Origin of the sequence: Belnapia moabensis DSM 16746 (assembly GCF_000745835.1) — a bacterium.
In the GTDB taxonomy this organism is placed as follows: domain Bacteria; phylum Pseudomonadota; class Alphaproteobacteria; order Acetobacterales; family Acetobacteraceae; genus Belnapia; species Belnapia moabensis.
Window position 1 is genome coordinate 22,447 of sequence record NZ_JQKB01000036.1, and the last position, 16,880, is coordinate 39,326.

Consider the following 16,880-nt stretch of genomic DNA (forward strand, 5'->3'; position numbering starts at 1 on the left):
GGCGGCTATCATTATCGGTATATCAGGCGCCCGCCAGACGGCGCCCCAGCCAAGGATCACAGGGACGATGTCCGAAGCCGCGACCCTCGAAAGGCCATCCCCACAGCAGGCGGAGCATGTCGATGTGCTGATCGTCGGCGCTGGCATCTCAGGCGTCGGTGGCGCCTATCACCTGAAGACGCAATGCCCCGGCACCAGCTTCGCCGTGCTGGAGGCGGCCGAGACCTTCGGCGGCACCTGGTGGACGCACAAATATCCCGGCATCCGCTCCGACAGCGACCTCCACACCTTCGGCTACCGCTTCAAGCCCTGGACCGGCACGCCCATCGCCACGGCGGAGGAGATCCGCAAGTACATGGGCGAGGTGATCGAGGAGAACGGGCTGGACCGCCACATCCGTTACAACCACCGCATCCATTCCGCCCGCTGGTCGAGCGCCGACAACCTCTGGACCATCGAGGCGACGCGCAGCGACACCGGCGAGGCGGTGCGGATCACCGCCGGCTTCCTCTGGATGTGCCAGGGCTACTACCGCCACAACGACGGCTACATGCCGGACTGGGCGGGCAAGGAGCGCTTCCGCGGCCAGCTCGTCCATTCCGAGAATTGGCCGGAAGACCTCGACTATGCCGGCAAGCGCGTCATCGTCATCGGCTCCGGCGCCTCGGCGGCGACCATCGTGCCGGCCATGGCGGGCAAGGCCGCGCATGTGACGATGCTGCAGCGCACGCCCACCTATTTCCGTACCGGCCGCAATGCCATCGAGCTGGCGGAGGAGCTGCGCAAGCTTCAGGTGGACGAGAGCTGGATCCACGAGATCGTCCGCCGCAAGATCCTGCTGGAGCAGACCGTCTTCACCGAGCGCTGCTTCGCCGAGCCGGAGAAGGTGAAGGCGGAGATGCTGGCCAATCTCCGCTCCATTCTCGGGCCGGACTACGACTTGGATACGCATTTCACCCCGAACTACCGGCCATGGCGGCAGCGCATCGCCTTCGTGCCCGATGCCGACCTGTTCCAGGCGGTGGCACGCGGCGAGGCCTCGGTCGTCACCGACGAGATCGAGCATTTCGACGAGACGGGCATCCAGCTCAAATCCGGCCAGCACCTGGAGGCGGACATCATCGTCGCCGCCACCGGCTTCCACCTCAACGTGCTGGGCGACATCGCCTTCGAGATCGACGGCAAGCCGCTCGCCTTCCACGAGACCGTCACCTATCGCGGGATGATGTTCACCGGCATCCCCAACATGGCCTGGGTCTTCGGCTATTTCCGCGCGAGTTGGACGCTGCGGGCCGACCTCGTCGGCGACTTCGTCTGCCGGCTGCTGAAATACATGGAGGCGAAGGGGGCGAAGCGCGTCGAGGTGGCGCTGCGGCCGGAGGACCGCGACATGCCCATCCTCCCCTGGATCGACCCGGAGAACTTCAACCCGGGCTACCTGATGCGGGGGATGCATCTGCTGCCGAAGCGCGGCGACAAGCCGGAATGGCAGCACACCCAGGACTACTGGTCGGAGAAGGACGCCTTCGCCGCCATCGACCTGAACGACGCCGCCTTCGTCTATCGCTGAACGGAGATCCCATGGCGCTTCTCGACCGGGTGAAGGCCCTGCTCCAGCGACCCGAGCAGGAATGGCGGGTGATCGCGTCCGAGCCTGCGGATACGCAGAGCCTCTTCACCGGCTATGCCGTGCCGCTCTCCGCCCTGCCGGCGGTGGCGGGCTTCATAGGCTCGGCGATCTTCGCTGGCTATCTGGGCAGCGTGCTCGGGGCGCCGGTCGGCGTGTTCCGGCTGCTGATCAATGCCGTGCTGGGCTATCTGCTTGGGCTGTTCGGCCTGTGGCTCTGGGGCAAGGTGGTGCAGGCGCTCTCGCCCCGCTTCGGCGGAGTGGGGGACGAGGTCTCGGCGATGAAGCTCGCCGTCCATACCCCGACGGCAGCCTGGATCGCCGGCATCTTCGCCATCATCCCGCCGCTGGCGATCCTCGGGGTGCTCGGCCTCTACAGCCTCTACACCTTCTACAAAGGCGCGCCGATCGTACTGCGCATGCCCCAGGACCGGGTGATGGGCTTCACCCTGGCCGCGGTGGTGGTCGGGATCGCGGTGAATATCCTGGTCGTGATGGTGGCCGGGCTGGCGATCAGCCTGTAGCCGGGCCACCGGCGGACCAGAGCGAGCCGCTGGTCAGCCAGGCATAGAAATCGACGGGCGGGGTCGCGCGCGGCTGGACCAGCGGGGCCGGCTCCGCGGCCCGGCCGCGCTCCTCGGTGTGGATGGCCTCAAGCCGGGCACGGATGGCGGCGAAATCCTCGGCGATGGGCGTAGTCACGGGCAGGCGTCCTCGGTCCGGATCAGGAAGGTTCCGGCATCATGACGCCGAAGCCTTCCCGAATCATGGACGAAGTGCCTTACGCCGCCTCGCTGTCGGCGCGGCGGGCGTGCTTCTTGCGCTCGTGCGGGTCGAGGTAGCGCTTGCGGAGACGGATGGCGGAAGGCGTCACCTCCACCAGCTCGTCGTCCTCGATATAGGCGATGGCCTGCTCGAGGCTCATCCGCCGCGGCGGGATCAGCAGCAGCGCCTCATCCTTGCCGGCGGCGCGGATGTTGGTGAGCTTCTTCTCCTTAATCGGGTTCACGTCCAGGTCGTTGTCCCGGCTGTGCTCGCCGAGGATCATGCCGACATAGACCTTGACGCCCGGGTCGACGAAGAGCGTGCCGCGCTCCTGCAGGTAGAACAGCGCGTACTGGATCGCCTCGCCGTCGGAGTTGGAGATCAGCGAGCCGTTGCGCCGCCCCTCGATCGGCCCCGCCCAGGGGAAGTAGCCGAGGAAAAGCCGGTTCATCATGCCCGTGCCGCGCGTGTCGGTCATGAACTCGCCGTGGTAGCCGATGAGGCCGCGCGAGGGGATGTGGAAGGTCAGCCGGACCTTGCCGCCGCCCGAGGGCCGCATGTCCTGCATCTGGCCCTTCCGCATCGACATCTTCTCGACGACGACGCCGGAATAGGCCTCGTCCACGTCGATCAGCGCCTCCTCGAAGGGCTCCTCGCGCTCGCCCGTCTCCGGGTTGTCGCGGGTGAGGACGCGGGGACGGCCGATAGTCAGCTCGAAGCCCTCGCGCCGCATCTGCTCGATCAGCACGCCGAGCTGGAGCTCGCCGCGGCCGGCCACCTCGAAGGCGTCCACCTCCTCGCTGACCTTGACGCGGATGGCGACGTTGCCTTCCGTCTCCTTGAAGAGCCGGTCGCGGATCTGCCGCGACGTCACCTTCTTGCCCTCGCGGCCGCCGAGCGGACCGTCATTGATGCGGAAGGTCATGGCCAGCGTCGGCGGATCGACCGGGATGGCGGGCAGCGGCTCCGTCACCTCGGGCGAGGCGATGGTGTCGGGAATCGTCGCATCCGAAAGGCCGGCAATGGCGATGATGTCGCCCGCCTGGACCTCCTCGACCGGCACGCGGTCGAGGCCGGAGAAGGTCATCAGCTTGGTCAGCCGGCCGCTCTCGACCACGGTGCCGTCCTGGCGCAGCACGCGGACGGGCATGTTGACCCGGGCGGTGCCCTGCTCAACGCGGCCGGTCAGGATGCGGCCGAGGAAGTTGTCACTCTCGAGGATCGAGGCGTTCATGGCGAAGGGCTTCTCGAGATCGACCTTCGGCGCCGGGACATGGCTCAGGATCAGGTCGAACATCGGCGAGAGGTCCTTGCGGGCCCCTTCCAGCTCGAGATCGGCCCAGCCCTGGCGGCCGGAGGCGAAGAGGGTGTGGAAGTCGAGCTGCTCGTCCGTCGCACCGAGGGCGGCGAAGAGGTCGAAGACCTCGTTGTGCACCTCGTCCGGGCGCGCGTCCTGCCGGTCCACCTTGTTGATGACGACGATCGGGCGGAGGCCGCGCGCCAGCGCCTTGGTGAGGACGAACTTGGTCTGCGGCAGCGGCCCCTCGGCGGCGTCGCAGAGGACGATCGCGCCATCGACCATGGAGAGGATGCGCTCCACCTCGCCGCCGAAATCGGCGTGGCCCGGGGTGTCGACGATGTTGATCTTGACGCCCTTCCACTCGACGGCGGTGGACTTGGCGAGGATGGTGATGCCGCGCTCGCGCTCCAGGTCGTTGCGGTCGAGCGCGCGCTCGGCGACGGCCTGGTTGGCGCGGAAAGCGCCGGCCTGCTTCAGCAGATTGTCCACCAGGGTCGTCTTGCCATGGTCGACATGCGCGATGATCGCGACGTTACGGATTTCCATTGCGGGGCCTTAATTCCGGTGCCGCCGCAACGCAAAGCGAAGCCCAACCTCGGCAGCCGGATGCGGCTGGGGGTCGGGCAGAGCAGGCTGGCGGCTTGTTGCGGCGCAACACATAGGGCTTTGCTGCGCAAAAAGCGAGGGCCGAGTGTGGAAAAGGCGGACGGGAGGGGAAACGCCCCCTCCCGTCTTCGTCATTCGCTCTTAGCGGCCGCTGCCCTGGCTGGGGGCCGACGGGGTCGTCGCGCCGCTGGCATTGCCGCTGCTCGGTGTGCCCGTGGTCACGGCGCCGCCGCTGCTGCTGCGGCCGCTGCCCGTCACTTGCGGCGTCGGCGTGGTGCCGGGCGTCGGCGCAGCGCCGACCCCGCCGGCGCCATGGTTGGTCGTGCCATGGCTCGTCGCCGGGTTGCCGTCGCGCCGGTTCTGCATGTCCCGCGGTTCCCGCTGGTCCCGCGGGGCGTTCATCCCGGTACCCTGCACGCGGATGATGCCATCGGCCCGGCTCATCGAACGGCCGGCCGTGCCGCCATCCTGCATTGTGCCGCGGCCATAGGTGCCCTGGCCTGACATGCCGCGGGCCGTCATGTTCTCGTCCTGCTGCATGGCCTGGCCGGGCATGCCCTGGCCGGACATGCCCTGCCTGGACATGCCTTGGCCGCTCATCGGCATCGTGGAGGCGTCGGCGCCGCTGCCCATGCTGCTATCCTCGCGGCGGAGGATGGCGATGGCCTGCTGCATCTGGGTCTGGGCGCCTGCACGGTCGCGGCTCTGGATCGCGCTGCGGGCGGAGGCCAGGCTGTCGAGCGCCGGGCTGCGCATCGGCTGGCCGGCGCGGTCGGACGGGATGCTGCGGGTCAGCAGCCGGGTCTCGCTCCGCTCCAGCAGGTCGGTGGCCTCGGCGGCGCGGCCGCGGCGCAGCGCCTCGCTCGCCGCCTCGACCAGGCCGGCGGCGTCCTGGCGGTTCTCCTCGCGCATCGCCCGGCGCTCGGCGCGGCGCTCGGAGCGCATGCCGTGGTGGCGGTGATGCGGCATGCCGGCCGTGTCGTCGGACTGGGCGGAATGCGGCGCCATCGGCGACATGGTCGACGGGCCGGTCTGGGCCAGGGCCGGCAGGGCGATTAGGGCCAGGCCGAAGGTCGTCGTGAGCAGCTTGGTTTTCAGGTGCATCTTGGGGCGTCTCCGTTGGCCACCGGCCGATGGGGAGACGCGGCCGGGGCATGGGGCCCGCGGCATGGGCCCCGCCGAGGCGGGGCCGCCACCGGGCCTTGCTCAGCCCAACACGGTGGAGACGGGGCGGTTCCCCGGAACGGCCGCAACCAACGCTTTCAGATCGGACTGCGGCCTTGCACCGAAATGCGAGATCACCTCGGCCGCGGCGATGGAGCCCCAGCGCCCGCATTCCGGCAGCGGCAGGCCGCGGGTAAGGGCGGCGAGGAAGCCGGCGGCATAGGCATCCCCGGCGCCGGTGGTGTCGACCACCGCCGCAGGCGCGGCGGCGACCTCGTGCCGCTCGCCCCCGGCGAGGATGAGGCTGCCCCGCTCGCTGCGGGTGAGCGCGGCGAGCGCGACGTCCTGCGCGGCCTGGGTGGCGGCGGCCTCGACATCGGCCTGGTAGAGGGCGGCGATCTCGCTCTCATTGGCGAAGAGGATGTCGACCTCCTCGCGCACCAACTGGCGGAAGGCCTCGCGGTGCCGCTCGACGCAGAAGGCGTCGGAAAGGCTCAGCGCCACCTGCCGCCCGGCGGCATGGGCGGCGCGGGCGGCGGCGCGGAAGGCCTCCTGCGCTGCCAGCGGGTCGAAGAGATAGCCTTCGAGATAGGTCACCTTGGCGCGGCCGACCTCGGCCGGGTCGACATCCTCGGGCGAGAAGGCGACGCAGGCGCCGAGGAAGGTGTTCATCGTCCGCTGCGCGTCGGGCGTGACGAGGATGAGGCAGCGCGCCGTCGGCGCCCCACCCCGCAACGGCGCGGTCGGGAAATGCACGCCGGCGGCACGAATGTCATGGGCGAAGACCTGGCCCAGCGCATCCTCGGCCACCTTGCCGAGGTAGCCGACCCGCGCCCCGAGCGCCGCGGCGACCGCGCAGGTATTGCCGGCCGAGCCGCCGGAGCTCTCCACGCCGGGCCCCATCCGGCCGTAGAGCCCCTCCGCCTCCTCCGCCCCGATCAGCCGCATCGCGCCCTTGTCGAGCCCCTCGGCGGCGAGGAAGGCGTCGTCCGCACGGGCCAGCACGTCGACGATCGCGTTGCCGATGCCGAGAATGTCGAGGGTTGGCTCGCTCATGGGACCTCATCAGGGGCGTTGGGGCCGGGGCATTGTGCCAGGGGCCGGGCCAGGATAGCCCGCCCATAGCCCCCGACCCTGGCTGCCGCAACCATGGAGAGGATTCCGCCCGCATGATCGCAGCCTGCCTGCTTGCCCTTCGCCAGCTCGGCGACCCGGCCTTCATCGGCCCGCTCGCCAAGAGCTTCGGCGCCGCGCTGCTCGCCTTCCTCGGCCTCGCCGCGCTCTCCGCCTGGGCGGTGGCCGGCGCCGCGGGCGGCGAGGGCTGGCTTGCCGGCATCGCCGGGGCGTTAGGCGGGCTGCTGGTGCTGGTGCTCGCCGTCTGGCTCTTCGTGCCGGTGATGCTGGCGCTCTCCGGCCTGTTTCTCGATTCCGTCGCGGCGGCGGTGGAGCGGCGCTTCTACCCGCAGCTGCCGCCGCCCCAGGGGGCCGCGCTGATGGCGCAGATACGCTTCAACCTCGTCTTCGCGCTGAAGACGGGCGTCGTCACCCTCGCCGCCCTGCCGCTGCTCGCCTTCGCCCCGCCCTTCGGCGCCGTGGTCCTCTGGCTCGTCTCGACCGTGGCGCTCGGCCATGGGCTGTTCGAGGGCGTGGCGCAGCGGCGCATGCCGGTGGCCGAGGCGCGGGCGGAGCGGCGGCGGCGCGAGGTGCCGGTACTGCTGATCGGCGCAATCATGGCGGCGCTCTCGCTGGTGCCCGGGCTCAATTTGCTGGTTCCCGTGCTCGGTACGGCGGCGATGACGCATCTGCTCCACCGCCACCGCACTTGGATCGGATAAGTAACGTGCAACAAATTCCGCCGGCGCAATGCAACACGTCGTTGTGTTGGCACAATGCGGCATGTTAGCCGGTGGCTGTCGGGCCGGCCGTATGGGGAATACGCGCGGCCCGTCGATGCGCCGCCGTGGCGCAGCGCCGTGGATCTTTGGGGGACAGCATGGCCATCTTCGGCCGCAAACGCGAAGACGGGCCGGCGACGCCGGCCATCGACCCTGGAACGGGCCAAGGGTCGGTCGAGGCTCCGAACCCGGCATCTGGGACCGAAGGGACCGGCACGACCTCCGCCGCACGCGACGCCGATTTCGGTGTGCCGCCCTTCCGCTCAACACTTAAGGACACGCCCATGATGTCGATGGCCCCGAAGCCGAATGCCGCCCCCGCCACGCCGTCCCTGGCGCCCCGTCCGGCGGCGCCGGCCGCGGCCGCGCCGCTCGGCGTGCCCGCCCGCCCGCCGGCCCGTCCCGAGGCGGCCGAGCGCCGCACCCTGGTCGTCGGGCGGGGGATCAGCCTGCAGGGCACGGTGAGCGACGCCGAGCGGCTGGTGGTCGAGGGCACCGTCGAGTCCGAGATGATCCAGGCCGCCGAGCTCTTCGTCGCGCCGACCGGCGTGTTCCGCGGCGAGGTGCAGGTCGAGGATGCCGAGATCGCCGGCCTGTTCGACGGCACCATTTCCGCCCGCGGCTCGCTCACCATCCGCGGGACCGGCAAGGTCACCGGCACCGCCCGCTACCGCAAGCTCTCGGTGGAGGAAGGCGGCCAGGTCTCCGGCCGCATGGAAATGATCACGGAGGGCAGCGCCGCGCCGGCGCCCCGCGTGATTCCCACCCCCGTCGAGGCCTGATGCCAACCGCGCCGCCGGGGCCCTCCCCGGCGGCGTGCCGCCTGCTCCGGAGCTGCGCCGCCATGGCGCCCCGCCTCTTTCTCCTGCTCCCGGTCCTCGGCCTGCTCGGCGCCTGCGCCGCGCCGGAGGAGCGGGCCGATGCGCTCCGCCAGGCCTTCGAGACCAGCCGGGCAAGCCTAGCCCCGTTGGCTTCCCCTTTGGCGGCAACGCCGGTCGCCCTGTCGGCGGCGACCGTTCCTGCCATCGCGGTCGAGCCCGCCGCAGCGCGGCCGGTCGCCGCCACCCAATTCCTAGGCCTCGGGCCGGACACGCTGCGGCGCTGGCTCGGCGAGCCCAGCTTCCGCCGCCATGAGGGCACGGCCGAGATTTGGCTCTACGCCGCCCCGGCCTGCGCGCTCGACCTCATCCTCTACCCCGAGGGCGGAAGGCTGCGCGTCTCCCATGCCGCGGCGCGGGCCAGCGGGACGGAGCCGCGCACCGAGGCGCATTGCCTGCACGAGCTGGCCGGTGCGTCACGCCCCGCCGATCGCGGCGCCTGAGGCTTGCTGCTCTATCTCGACGTCTTCGTGCCGCCCTTCGGGCTGCTGCTGCTCGGCGCGGCGCTGAAGCGCTGGCTGCTGCCGCAGGATGCCATCTGGGCGGGGATTGAGCGGCTGGTCTTCTGGGCGCTGATGCCGGCGCTGCTGGTCTCCGCCATCGCCTCGGTCGATATCCTCGCCCTGCCGATCGGGCGGATGGGCCTCGCCATCTGGCTCAGCCTGCTGACGGGAGGGGCGCTCAGCCTGGCGCTGGCCTTCGCCTTCCGGGCCGACCATCCGGCCACGACCTCGGTCTTCCAGGGCGGCATCCGCTTCAACAACCTGATGGGCTTCGCCGTCATCGGCGGCATCTTCGGCAGCGGCGGCACGGCGCTCGGCGCGGTGGCGACGGGGCTGATCGTGCCCTTCGTGCAGACGCTGACGACCATCGTCTTCGCCCTCGGCCCCGGCACGAACGGCCGCCTCTCGCCGCGCCGCGTGCTGCGGCAGTTGCTGCTCAACCCGCTGCTGCTCGCCTGCCTCATCGGCTTCGCCGTCGCACTGCTCGGCGGGCTGCCGCATGGGGTGAAGCCGCTGCTGCAATCCCTCGGCCAGGCCTCGGTCGCGCTCGGCCTGCTCTGCGTCGGCGCCGCGCTCTCGCTCGGCGCGCTCGGTGGGCGGCTGCCGCTGCAGCTGGCGACCAGCGCGATCAAGCTGCTGGCGATGCCGGCGCTGACCTTCGCGCTCGGCCGCTGGTTCGGGCTGGAGCCCCTGCCGCTCGCCGCCGCCGTCACCTTCATGGCGCTGCCGACGGCGACGACGAGCTACGTCATGGCCCGCGCCATGGGCGGCGACGCCCCGCTGATGGCGGCGATCACCAGCCTCGAGCACCTGCTCGCCGTGGCGACGCTGCCCTGCTGGCTGCTGCTGCTGCAATCCCTGCTGCGCGGCTGATCGTGACGAGGGGCGATGGAATCCGCTAGATGCTGCAGAGCAATACGGGGGCTTGAAGCGATGCTGGGACGACGCACTCTTCTCACCGGGATCGGCGGCGCGGCGTTGGCCGGCATGGCGCGGGCGCAGACCTTCCCCGACCGCCCGCTGCGCTGGGTCGTCGGCTATCCGCCGGGCGGGGCGAGCGACGTCTTCGCCCGGCTGATCGGCGGGCATATCGGCACGCGGCTCGGGCAGACCATGGTCGTCGAGAACCGCCCCGGCGGCGGCGCCGTGGTCGCCAGCGAGGCGGTCGCCCGCAGCGCGCCGGACGGCTACACGCTGCTGCATGTCGACAACGGCATCCTCGTCTACAACCCGGCGCTCTACTCGCGCCTGCCCTACGACCCGGACAGGGACTTCCGCGGCGTCGGCTTCATCGGCCGCTTCCCGCTCTTCCTCGTCGTGCGGCCGGACAATCCGGTGAAGGACTTCGCCGAGTTCGTGGCGCAGTCGAAGACGCGGGCGCCCAATTACGGCACGCCCGCCGTCGCCTCGCCGCATCACCTGGCGATGGAGATGGTGAAGCGCCGCACCGGGCTCGAGGCGACGCATGTCCCCTATCGCGGCGGGCCGGCGGCGATGCAGGACCTGCTCGCCGGCAATGTCGAGAGCGTCGTCATCGACTGCGCATCGGGCATCCCCTTCATCACCAGCGGCAGGGTGAAGACCCTCTGCGTCTTCTCCGAAGCCCGCTCCGCCCGCGCGCCGGACGTGCCGACGCTGCGCGAGCTCGGCCACGCGAATGCCGTCGCCTATGGCTGGCAGGGGATGAGCGTGCCGGCGGCGACACCGGCGCCGGTGGTGGCGAAGCTCGCCGAGGCGCTCGCGGCCGGCGTCGGCGCGGATGACGTGCAGGCGCGCTACCGCGACCTCGGCATCGAGAGCGCGCCCTGGTCGCCGCAGGAATTCGCCGATTTCGTCCGGCGCGAGAATGCCGAGTGGCGGCCGCTGATCCGCGAGCTGGGCATCCGGCTGGACAGCTGACGGGGAGGATACCGCGGCGATGCCGCTTCGCCTGTTCCGCGCCTTCTCCCGCAACAGGCTGGCGGCGATGCTCGCGCAACCCGTCGTCACGCTCCGACGCGGCAGCCGCGAGGATGCGGCGCTGCGCGGCACGGTGAAGCTGCTGGGCTGGGAGATGGTGCAGCGCCATTACGCCAGCGGCCTCGCCGGCCCGGATGTGGCGCTGCCCGAGTCGCCGGTGCAGGCCGGCCTCACCAGCCGGAGCTGCCGTCAGGCCGATATCGAAAGCGACTGGCTGCGCCACTGGTGCCGGATTCGGCGTACCGCCCTATTATCACCGCAAGCTCTGGGAGGATGCCTTCATCTGCCAGGCGCTGTGGGAGGCCGGGCTGCTGGAGCCGGGCCGCCGCGCCATCGGCTTCGCGGTGGGGCGGGAGCCCTTGCCGGCCATCCTCGCCTCGCGCGGCGTCGCGGTGCTGGCGACCGACCTCGCCGCGGAGGACAGCCGCGCGCGGGACTGGATCAAGACCGGACAGCACGGCACCGGGATCGATGCGCTGCACCGCCCGCATCTGCAGGACCGCGCCGGCTTCGACCGGCTCGTCCGCTTCCGCAGCGTCGACATGAGCGAGTTGCCGGCCGAGTTGCAGGATGGCAGCCAGGACATCGTCTGGTCGGCCTGCGCCATGGAGCATCTCGGCTCGATCGACCGGGGCTTCGCCTTCGTCGAGGCGGCGATGCGCTGCCTGAAGCCGGGCGGCATCGCGGTCCACACCACCGAGATGAATCTCGACCCCGAGGGTGCGACGCTCACCCGGGGCTCGACCGTGCTGTTCCAGCGCCGCCACCTGGACGCCCTGGCCGCGCGTCTGGCGGCGCAGGGCCACCGCATGCTGCGGCTGGATGACATAAATCCGCCCGGCATCATGGACCAGTTCGTCGACATCCCGCCCTTCCCGGTGGAGATCGGCCCGCTCGGCGCCATGCACCCGCCGCATCTGCGCCTCTCGGTCGCAGGCTTCACGGCGACCTCGGCCGGCATCATCGTGGTGGCGGGCGGCGGCTCAGGCGGGACGTAGCCAGACGGCGGTGTCGTGGAAGGCGACGCCGCCCGCCGGCGCCACCGGCTCCGCCCCCACCAGGCTGTTGATGCCGATGCCCTCGGGGAAATCGGCGCTCGGCGAGATGCCCTCGACCGCCAGCACGCCGGGCAGCACGCCGTCGAAGCGCATCGCCTGCAGGGTCAGCGCGCCGCGTGCATTGCCGATCCGCACGCGGGCGCCGTCGGCGATGCCGAGCCGGTACGCATCCTCCGGGTGCAGGCGGAGCCGGGGCGCGCCCTCCCGCGTGCGGGAGCCGGGCGTCTCGGTGAAGCTGGTGTTGAGGAAGCTCCGCGCCGGCGGGGTGATGAGGCGGAAGGGCGTCGCCTCGCTCGCATGGTCGAGCCTGTCCCAATGGCTCGGCAGCGCCGGCATCCCCTCGGCATAGGGGCCAAGCGCCGCCCAGTCGGGGCGGAAGCGGAAGCGCCCATCCGGCTGCGGGAAGCCTGCAAAGGCCTCGCCGGCCGGGATGGCATTGCCGATGGGCAGGAAGCCCGCCGCCTTCGCCGCCTCCCAGCCCGGCAGGCCCGAGGCGCGCAGCGTCGCATCCAGCATCGCCTCCTCCGCCATGCCGAAGCCGGGATGCTCCGCCCCGAGCCGCGCCGCGAGGCTGCAGACCACGGCATGGTTGCTGCGTGCCTCGCCCTGCGGCTCGATCACCTGCGGGCCGACGGTCAAGGCGTCATGGCCGAGGCCGAGATAGAGGTCGCTGTGCTCGAGGAAGGTGGTGGCCGGCAATACCACATCGGCGAAGGCGGCGGTCGGCGTCAGGAACTGCTCATGCACGGCGAGGAAGAGGTCCTCCCGCGCCAAGCCGCGGCGGACGGCGTGGCTGTCGGGCGCCACCTCGGCGCTGTTGGCGTTCTGGATCAGCATGGCCGTTACGGGCGGCCCACCTGCCAGCGCCTCGCCATTCAGCACGGCGCCGATGCGGGACTGGTCGAGCACCCGCACACAAGGGTCGATCCGGTCGCTGGCCCAGGCGAGACGAGTGTCGAGCCCCCAGCCTTCCAGCGCGTAGAAGAAGGCGCCGCCGCCCTCCACGCCCCAGGCGCCGGTGAGCGCGGCGAGGCAGGAGACGGCATGCATCGTCGCCGCGCCGTTGCGGTGACGGGTGAAGCCGACGCCGGCGCGGAGGAACATCCGCCGCGTGCCGGCATAGAGCGCGCCGAGCGCGCGGATGGTGGCCGCCGGCACGCCGGTCACGCCCTCGGCCCATTCGGGCGTATGGCGGCGGAGATGCGCCTCCACCCCCGCATCCCAATCCGTATGGGCGGCGAGGAAGGCGCGATCCGCCGCACCGCCTTCGAGTGCGATCGCCATCAGCGCGAGGGCCAGCGCCGCATCCGTGCCCGGCCGCAGGATGATGCCGATATCGGCCGCCTCCACACTCGGCGAGCGGTAGGCATCGATGACGACCAGCCTCGCCCCGCGCCGCTTCCGCGCCCGCTGGATGTGCGTCATCAGGTTGACCTGGGTGGAGACGGGGTTGCCACCCCACATCAGGATGAGGTCTGCCTCCGCCATCCGGCGCGGATCGGCGCCGCGGGCCGCGCCATGGCCGGCGCGCCAGCCCATCTCGGCCGGGGTGACGCAGATGGTCGATTTCTGCCGGGAATAGCCCATCACATGCCGCAGCCGGTCGAGCCCCCAGCGGCCGAGCACGCCCATGGTGCCGCCGCTATGGTAGGGCCAGACCGCCTCCGGCCCATGCCGCGTGGCGGCGGCGCGGAAGGCATCGGCAATGCGGTCCAGCGCCTCATCCCAGCCGATCGGGGCGAAGCGGCCCTCGCCCTTGGCGCCGACGCGCAGCAAGGGCCGGGTCAACCGGTCCGGGTGATGCGTCCGCTCGGCATAGCGGGCGACCTTGGCGCAGCAGGTGCCCGCCGTGTAGTCGTAGCTGGCCGAGCCGCGCACCCGGCCGATCCGCTCCGGCGAGATGCGCTCCACCTCCAGCACGCAGGCGCTCGGGCAGTCATGCGGGCAGGCGGTGCGGATCAGGGTCGGTTCCCTGGGCGGGGCGAGGCTGCCATCCATCCTAGCGGTCCTTCGGCGGGCGGCAATCCTGCCGCCGCAGCGAACCCGGCGCCAGCACGGAGGTTGTTGCCGGCATGAGCACGACCGAATCCACCCTCCCCGTCCCCGCCGGCCTTCGCAATGACGAGCAGGCGGCGCTCGCCGAGGCGGTGGCGATCCTGGAAGGCACCTCCCTGCCCGTCCGCCTGGCCTCGCTGGTCGGCGGCTCGGTGGACGCCCTGAAGCGCCGCCTGCCGGCGGCCGCGCAACGCATGCTGGACGGCGCCGTCCGCCGCGCGCTCGAGGGCGCCTTGCAGGCCGCCATGCGCAGCGACCCGTCCCGCAACCCGACGCCGCTGTCCGGCGCCTGGCTGCATCGCGGTCTGCTGGCCGCCTCCGGCGCGGCGGGCGGAGCCTTCGGCCTCGGTGGGACGCTGATGGAACTGCCCGTCTCCACCACCCTGCTGCTGCGCCGCATCGCCGCCATCGCCGCCGAGCAGGGCGAGGATCTGTCGGACCCGATGGTGCAGGCGGAATGCCTGAAGGTCTTCGCCCTCGGCGGCCGCGACCCGCAGGCGGAGGAGGCGGAAAGTGGCTATTTCGCCCTGCGCATCGCCCTGGCGGAGACGCTGAAGGGCGCCGTCGGCCGCGGCTTCGGCGCGCTGCTGCCGGGCTTCCTCGGTGCCATCGCGGCGCGCTTCGGGGCGCCGGTCGCGGTGAAGCTCTCCGCCCAGGCGGCGCCGGTGATCGGCGCGGCGGGCGGGGCGGCGGTGAACATCGCCTTCCTCGAGCATTTCTCCGGTATCGCTACGGCGCATTTCACCATCCGCCGGCTCGAGCGGGAGCATGGGCCGGCGCTGGTGCGGGCAGGGTACGAGGCGATCCGAAGCGCCGGCTAGCCCTTATCGGCGAATTCCGGCTCCTCGAAGACCTCACGGGCGACGCGGAAGGCTTCGCCCGCCGCCGGGACACCGGCATAGATGCAGAGCTGGAGGAAGACCTCCTGGATTTCCGCGCGCGTCACGCCATTGGTCAGGGCGCCGCGGAGATGGATCTTCAGCTCGTTCGGCTTGCCGAGGGCGGCCAGCATGGCGAGGTTGACGAGGCTCCGGTCGCGCCGCGGCAAGCCGGGGCGGCCCCAGACCTCGCCCCAGCAATAGCGCAGCGCCAACTCCTGGAAGGGACGGTCGAAATCGGTCGTGCCCGCCAGTGCCGCCGCCGAGCGCGCCTCACCGATCACCTCGGCCCTGATGCGCTTGCCGCTCTCCAGCAGGTCGTCCGCCATCGTCATCCCTCCATGCGTTCACCGGTTCGCGGCCCATGCTAATCGCCTGCCCACGAGACGAGGAGAGTGGGATGCAGCAGGCGGAGCCGAGGGTGGTATCGGGGCAGGTGGTCGCGCTCCGGCTCTTCGACCTGGCCTATGAGATCGACCTGCGGCGGGCCGAGGCGCTCTGGGCCAGCCGGGCGCAGGGCAGCGGCGTGCGCAGCCGGCTGGTCGGCACCTCGCCCAAGGCAGTGTCCTTCGGCGTGCCGCCGCTGGCGCTCGATCTCGGGCCGGTGGAGATCATGCTCGACGGCAGGCCGGTGACGGCGGCGGCGGGCGCCCGGCTCTACGATTTCGGCATCGCGGCGCTCGCCCTGCGGCTGCCGGCGGCCGATCTCGGCTGGGCCGGCTTCACCGCCCTGGTGAACGGGACCGACCGCGCCATCGGCCCGGCCGCCGAGACGCCGGTCTGGGAAGGGCTGCTCGGCCGGCTGCGCGAGTTGCTGGCCGAGGCGCTCGACCGCCCGACCGCGACGCCGCTGCAGGAGGACTACCTGCTCGCCATCGTCGATGCCTTCGACCGGCCGATGATGGCCGAGACGCTGGTGCAGACGCTCGACCTCGTCCCGCTGCTCTCCGGCGAGGAACGCCCGCTCTCCGAGGGCGCGCGGCGGGACCTGCTGCGCCAGCGCTTCTCCTATCACCCGGACGACCTGGTGGTGCTGACCTGGGACCGCGCCTTCATCCACGAGCCGCAGCGCGAAACCGATGTCGCCGATGTGCTGGAGATGGCCAATGCCCAGCTGCTCGAGCTGCGCGGCTATGACGAGATGCTGGATGACGAGCTGCCGCGCATGCGCGGGATGGTGGAGGCGGCGCGGCGGCGAACCAACCTGCTCGCCTCCCGCCGCTATGCGCGCCTCGCCCGCGGGCTACACGCGCTGGTCGCCGAGGTGACGGAGCTGACCGAGCGCGTCGACAATGCGTTGCAGGTCACGGAGGATGTCTATCTCGCCCGCGTCTATGCCGCGGCCATGGAGCAGTTTCGCGTGCCCAATGTGGGCGCTGCGGTGGACCGCAAGCTGGCGATCATCCGCGACACCTACACCGCGCTGCATGGCGAGGCCGCGAGCGGCCGGGCGGAGCTGCTGGAGACCGCGATCCTGCTGCTCATCGCGGTCGAGATCGTGCTGTCGCTGGTGCGGTACTGAGGCTGCATCGTCTCGGGACGCAGGGTAGCCAATCGGCCCGAGCCCGATGCGGCCCGTGTCATGCGGCACAGCTCCGGTTGAGCGGTTTCGCCCGACCGGAGGATTGGCTGATGTGGCGCCGCCTCAGACGGCTGGCGCAGGCAGGCGCCCCTCGATGGCCCCGGAATGGGTGAAGTGCTCGAAGGCGCTGCGGAGGCTGCCCGAGGCGACCGCGTCGGCCACGTCCGGATAGGCCTTCAGATACGCAGTCTCGTCGAACTGGTCCGGCCAGGCGGACCGGCCCTCGAAATAGCCGACCGTGGTGAGATGCTCGCGTGCGGAGCGGTAGACGCCGCTGGCAACGGCCTTTGCCACATCCGGGTAGCGATCGAGGTAGAGGTCCTCGTCAATCGGCGTGGCATCGAGGACGATCCGCAGGATCACCTTCAGGGTGTCTTCCGCGATGGCCTTGTTCTGCAGGCGCAGCAGGTTACGCACGGCATCGTAGCGGATGAAATAATTGGGGGTCTGGGAATGATCTGACGGCTTGGTCATCGGTTTTCCCACGGATTGGGTCATCGAAGCTTGTTTTTGTATCGATACGGCATTCATCGTCGATCTCCGCCTTGAAGCGGTCAGAGGCAGCCGAACATGTTCGGCACATCATCCATACAAGCTTTTTGCACCGCAA

Annotated in this window: 17 protein-coding genes; 10 read left to right on the forward strand and 7 right to left on the reverse strand. The window is 71.0% G+C overall.

Annotated elements, in window-relative coordinates; translation table 11 throughout:
• The first annotated feature begins 67 nt into the window (after positions 1-67).
• The gene (locus EP26_RS19350) at positions 68-1,570 is read left to right on the forward strand and encodes a flavin-containing monooxygenase (protein WP_043341066.1); all 1,503 of its coding nucleotides are present in this window, start codon (positions 68-70) and stop codon (positions 1,568-1,570) included.
• A gap of 11 nt (positions 1,571-1,581) precedes the next feature.
• Positions 1,582-2,151 carry a YIP1 family protein gene (locus EP26_RS19355; RefSeq protein ID WP_043341069.1) on the forward strand — a complete coding sequence of 190 codons (570 nt, stop codon included), beginning with the start codon at positions 1,582-1,584 and terminating at the stop codon, positions 2,149-2,151.
• On the opposite strand, the gene EP26_RS19360 is transcribed toward EP26_RS19355, so the two are convergent.
• The 4 genes from EP26_RS19360 to EP26_RS19375 form a co-directional block, all read right to left on the reverse strand.
• Positions 2,141-2,329, reverse strand: coding sequence for a hypothetical protein (locus tag EP26_RS19360; protein ID WP_043341071.1), 189 nt, complete (start codon positions 2,327-2,329; stop codon positions 2,141-2,143). The two genes, EP26_RS19355 and EP26_RS19360, sit on opposite strands and share 11 nt — an antisense overlap.
• Positions 2,330-2,408: 79 nt before the next feature.
• Positions 2,409-4,238, reverse strand: a complete 1,830-nt coding sequence (typA, locus tag EP26_RS19365) for a translational GTPase TypA (RefSeq protein WP_043341074.1) — start codon at positions 4,236-4,238, stop codon at positions 2,409-2,411.
• 201 nt (positions 4,239-4,439) lie between these two features.
• Positions 4,440-5,402 carry a hypothetical protein gene (locus EP26_RS19370; protein ID WP_043341076.1) on the reverse strand — a complete coding sequence of 321 codons (963 nt, stop codon included), beginning with the start codon at positions 5,400-5,402 and terminating at the stop codon, positions 4,440-4,442.
• Between the two features lie 102 nt (positions 5,403-5,504).
• Positions 5,505-6,518, reverse strand: a complete 1,014-nt coding sequence (locus EP26_RS19375) for an adenosine kinase (RefSeq protein WP_043341077.1) — start codon at positions 6,516-6,518, stop codon at positions 5,505-5,507.
• Between the two features lie 113 nt (positions 6,519-6,631).
• On the opposite strand from EP26_RS19375, the gene EP26_RS19380 reads away from it, so the two are divergent.
• The 6 genes from EP26_RS19380 to EP26_RS19405 all read left to right on the forward strand — a co-directional run bounded on the left by EP26_RS19380 (position 6,632) and on the right by EP26_RS19405 (position 11,695).
• Positions 6,632-7,297 (forward strand): EI24 domain-containing protein, encoded by a 666-nt coding sequence (locus EP26_RS19380; protein ID WP_043341079.1) that lies wholly within the window; start codon positions 6,632-6,634, stop codon positions 7,295-7,297.
• 344 nt (positions 7,298-7,641) lie between these two features.
• Positions 7,642-8,139, forward strand: a complete 498-nt coding sequence (locus EP26_RS19385) for a bactofilin family protein (protein WP_245624454.1) — start codon at positions 7,642-7,644, stop codon at positions 8,137-8,139.
• 62 nt (positions 8,140-8,201) lie between these two features.
• Positions 8,202-8,678 (forward strand): hypothetical protein, encoded by a 477-nt coding sequence (locus tag EP26_RS19390; protein ID WP_043341081.1) that lies wholly within the window; start codon positions 8,202-8,204, stop codon positions 8,676-8,678.
• A 3-nt stretch (positions 8,679-8,681) separates the two neighbouring features.
• Positions 8,682-9,611, forward strand: coding sequence for an AEC family transporter (locus tag EP26_RS19395; protein WP_043341083.1), 930 nt, complete (start codon positions 8,682-8,684; stop codon positions 9,609-9,611).
• 60 nt (positions 9,612-9,671) lie between these two features.
• Positions 9,672-10,637, forward strand: coding sequence for a Bug family tripartite tricarboxylate transporter substrate binding protein (locus EP26_RS19400; RefSeq protein ID WP_084112671.1), 966 nt, complete (start codon positions 9,672-9,674; stop codon positions 10,635-10,637).
• A 194-nt stretch (positions 10,638-10,831) separates the two neighbouring features.
• Positions 10,832-11,695 carry an SAM-dependent methyltransferase gene (locus EP26_RS19405; RefSeq protein ID WP_052389385.1) on the forward strand — a complete coding sequence of 288 codons (864 nt, stop codon included), beginning with the start codon at positions 10,832-10,834 and terminating at the stop codon, positions 11,693-11,695.
• Here the strand turns inward: EP26_RS19405 and EP26_RS19410 are convergent.
• Positions 11,681-13,753 carry a molybdopterin-containing oxidoreductase family protein gene (locus EP26_RS19410; protein WP_052389386.1) on the reverse strand — a complete coding sequence of 691 codons (2,073 nt, stop codon included), beginning with the start codon at positions 13,751-13,753 and terminating at the stop codon, positions 11,681-11,683. The genes EP26_RS19405 and EP26_RS19410 overlap by 15 nt on opposite strands.
• A 74-nt stretch (positions 13,754-13,827) precedes the next feature.
• Here EP26_RS19410 and EP26_RS19415 point away from each other — a divergent pair, with 74 nt between their 5' ends.
• Positions 13,828-14,631 carry an EcsC family protein gene (locus tag EP26_RS19415; RefSeq protein ID WP_043341086.1) on the forward strand — a complete coding sequence of 268 codons (804 nt, stop codon included), beginning with the start codon at positions 13,828-13,830 and terminating at the stop codon, positions 14,629-14,631.
• Here EP26_RS19415 and EP26_RS19420 read toward each other — a convergent pair.
• A complete protein-coding gene (locus EP26_RS19420; protein ID WP_043341089.1) occupies positions 14,628-15,017 on the reverse strand; it encodes a carboxymuconolactone decarboxylase family protein in 390 nt (129 codons plus the stop codon). The genes EP26_RS19415 and EP26_RS19420 overlap by 4 nt on opposite strands.
• Positions 15,018-15,088: 71 nt before the next feature.
• Between EP26_RS19420 and EP26_RS19425 the strand changes: the two genes are divergently transcribed.
• The gene (locus EP26_RS19425; RefSeq protein WP_043341091.1) at positions 15,089-16,210 is read left to right on the forward strand and encodes an RMD1 family protein; all 1,122 of its coding nucleotides are present in this window, start codon (positions 15,089-15,091) and stop codon (positions 16,208-16,210) included.
• 123 nt (positions 16,211-16,333) lie between these two features.
• Here EP26_RS19425 and EP26_RS19430 read toward each other — a convergent pair whose 3' ends face one another.
• Positions 16,334-16,801 (reverse strand): hypothetical protein, encoded by a 468-nt coding sequence (locus tag EP26_RS19430; RefSeq protein WP_157033630.1) that lies wholly within the window; start codon positions 16,799-16,801, stop codon positions 16,334-16,336.
• Between the last annotated feature and the right edge of the window lie 79 nt (positions 16,802-16,880).

Excerpts from the sequence above, each read along its gene's own strand:
- EP26_RS19350 (WP_043341066.1), top strand. The coding sequence starts at position 68 with ATGTCCGAAGCCGCGACCCTCGAAAGGCCATCCCCACAGCAGGCGGAG.
- EP26_RS19355 (WP_043341069.1), top strand. The coding sequence starts at position 1,582 with ATGGCGCTTCTCGACCGGGTGAAGGCCCTGCTCCAGCGACCCGAGCAG.
- typA (WP_043341074.1), bottom strand. The coding sequence starts at position 4,238 with ATGGAAATCCGTAACGTCGCGATCATCGCGCATGTCGACCATGGCAAG.
- EP26_RS19370 (WP_043341076.1), bottom strand. The coding sequence starts at position 5,402 with ATGCACCTGAAAACCAAGCTGCTCACGACGACCTTCGGCCTGGCCCTA.
- EP26_RS19375 (WP_043341077.1), bottom strand. The coding sequence starts at position 6,518 with ATGAGCGAGCCAACCCTCGACATTCTCGGCATCGGCAACGCGATCGTC.
- EP26_RS19380 (WP_043341079.1), top strand. The coding sequence starts at position 6,632 with ATGATCGCAGCCTGCCTGCTTGCCCTTCGCCAGCTCGGCGACCCGGCC.
- EP26_RS19385 (WP_245624454.1), top strand. The coding sequence starts at position 7,642 with ATGATGTCGATGGCCCCGAAGCCGAATGCCGCCCCCGCCACGCCGTCC.
- EP26_RS19390 (WP_043341081.1), top strand. The coding sequence starts at position 8,202 with ATGGCGCCCCGCCTCTTTCTCCTGCTCCCGGTCCTCGGCCTGCTCGGC.
- EP26_RS19400 (WP_084112671.1), top strand. The coding sequence starts at position 9,672 with ATGCTGGGACGACGCACTCTTCTCACCGGGATCGGCGGCGCGGCGTTG.
- EP26_RS19405 (WP_052389385.1), top strand. The coding sequence starts at position 10,832 with ATGTGGCGCTGCCCGAGTCGCCGGTGCAGGCCGGCCTCACCAGCCGGA.
- EP26_RS19410 (WP_052389386.1), bottom strand. The coding sequence starts at position 13,753 with ATGGATGGCAGCCTCGCCCCGCCCAGGGAACCGACCCTGATCCGCACC.
- EP26_RS19415 (WP_043341086.1), top strand. The coding sequence starts at position 13,828 with ATGAGCACGACCGAATCCACCCTCCCCGTCCCCGCCGGCCTTCGCAAT.
- EP26_RS19420 (WP_043341089.1), bottom strand. The coding sequence starts at position 15,017 with ATGGCGGACGACCTGCTGGAGAGCGGCAAGCGCATCAGGGCCGAGGTG.
- EP26_RS19425 (WP_043341091.1), top strand. The coding sequence starts at position 15,089 with ATGCAGCAGGCGGAGCCGAGGGTGGTATCGGGGCAGGTGGTCGCGCTC.
- EP26_RS19430 (WP_157033630.1), bottom strand. The coding sequence starts at position 16,801 with ATGAATGCCGTATCGATACAAAAACAAGCTTCGATGACCCAATCCGTG.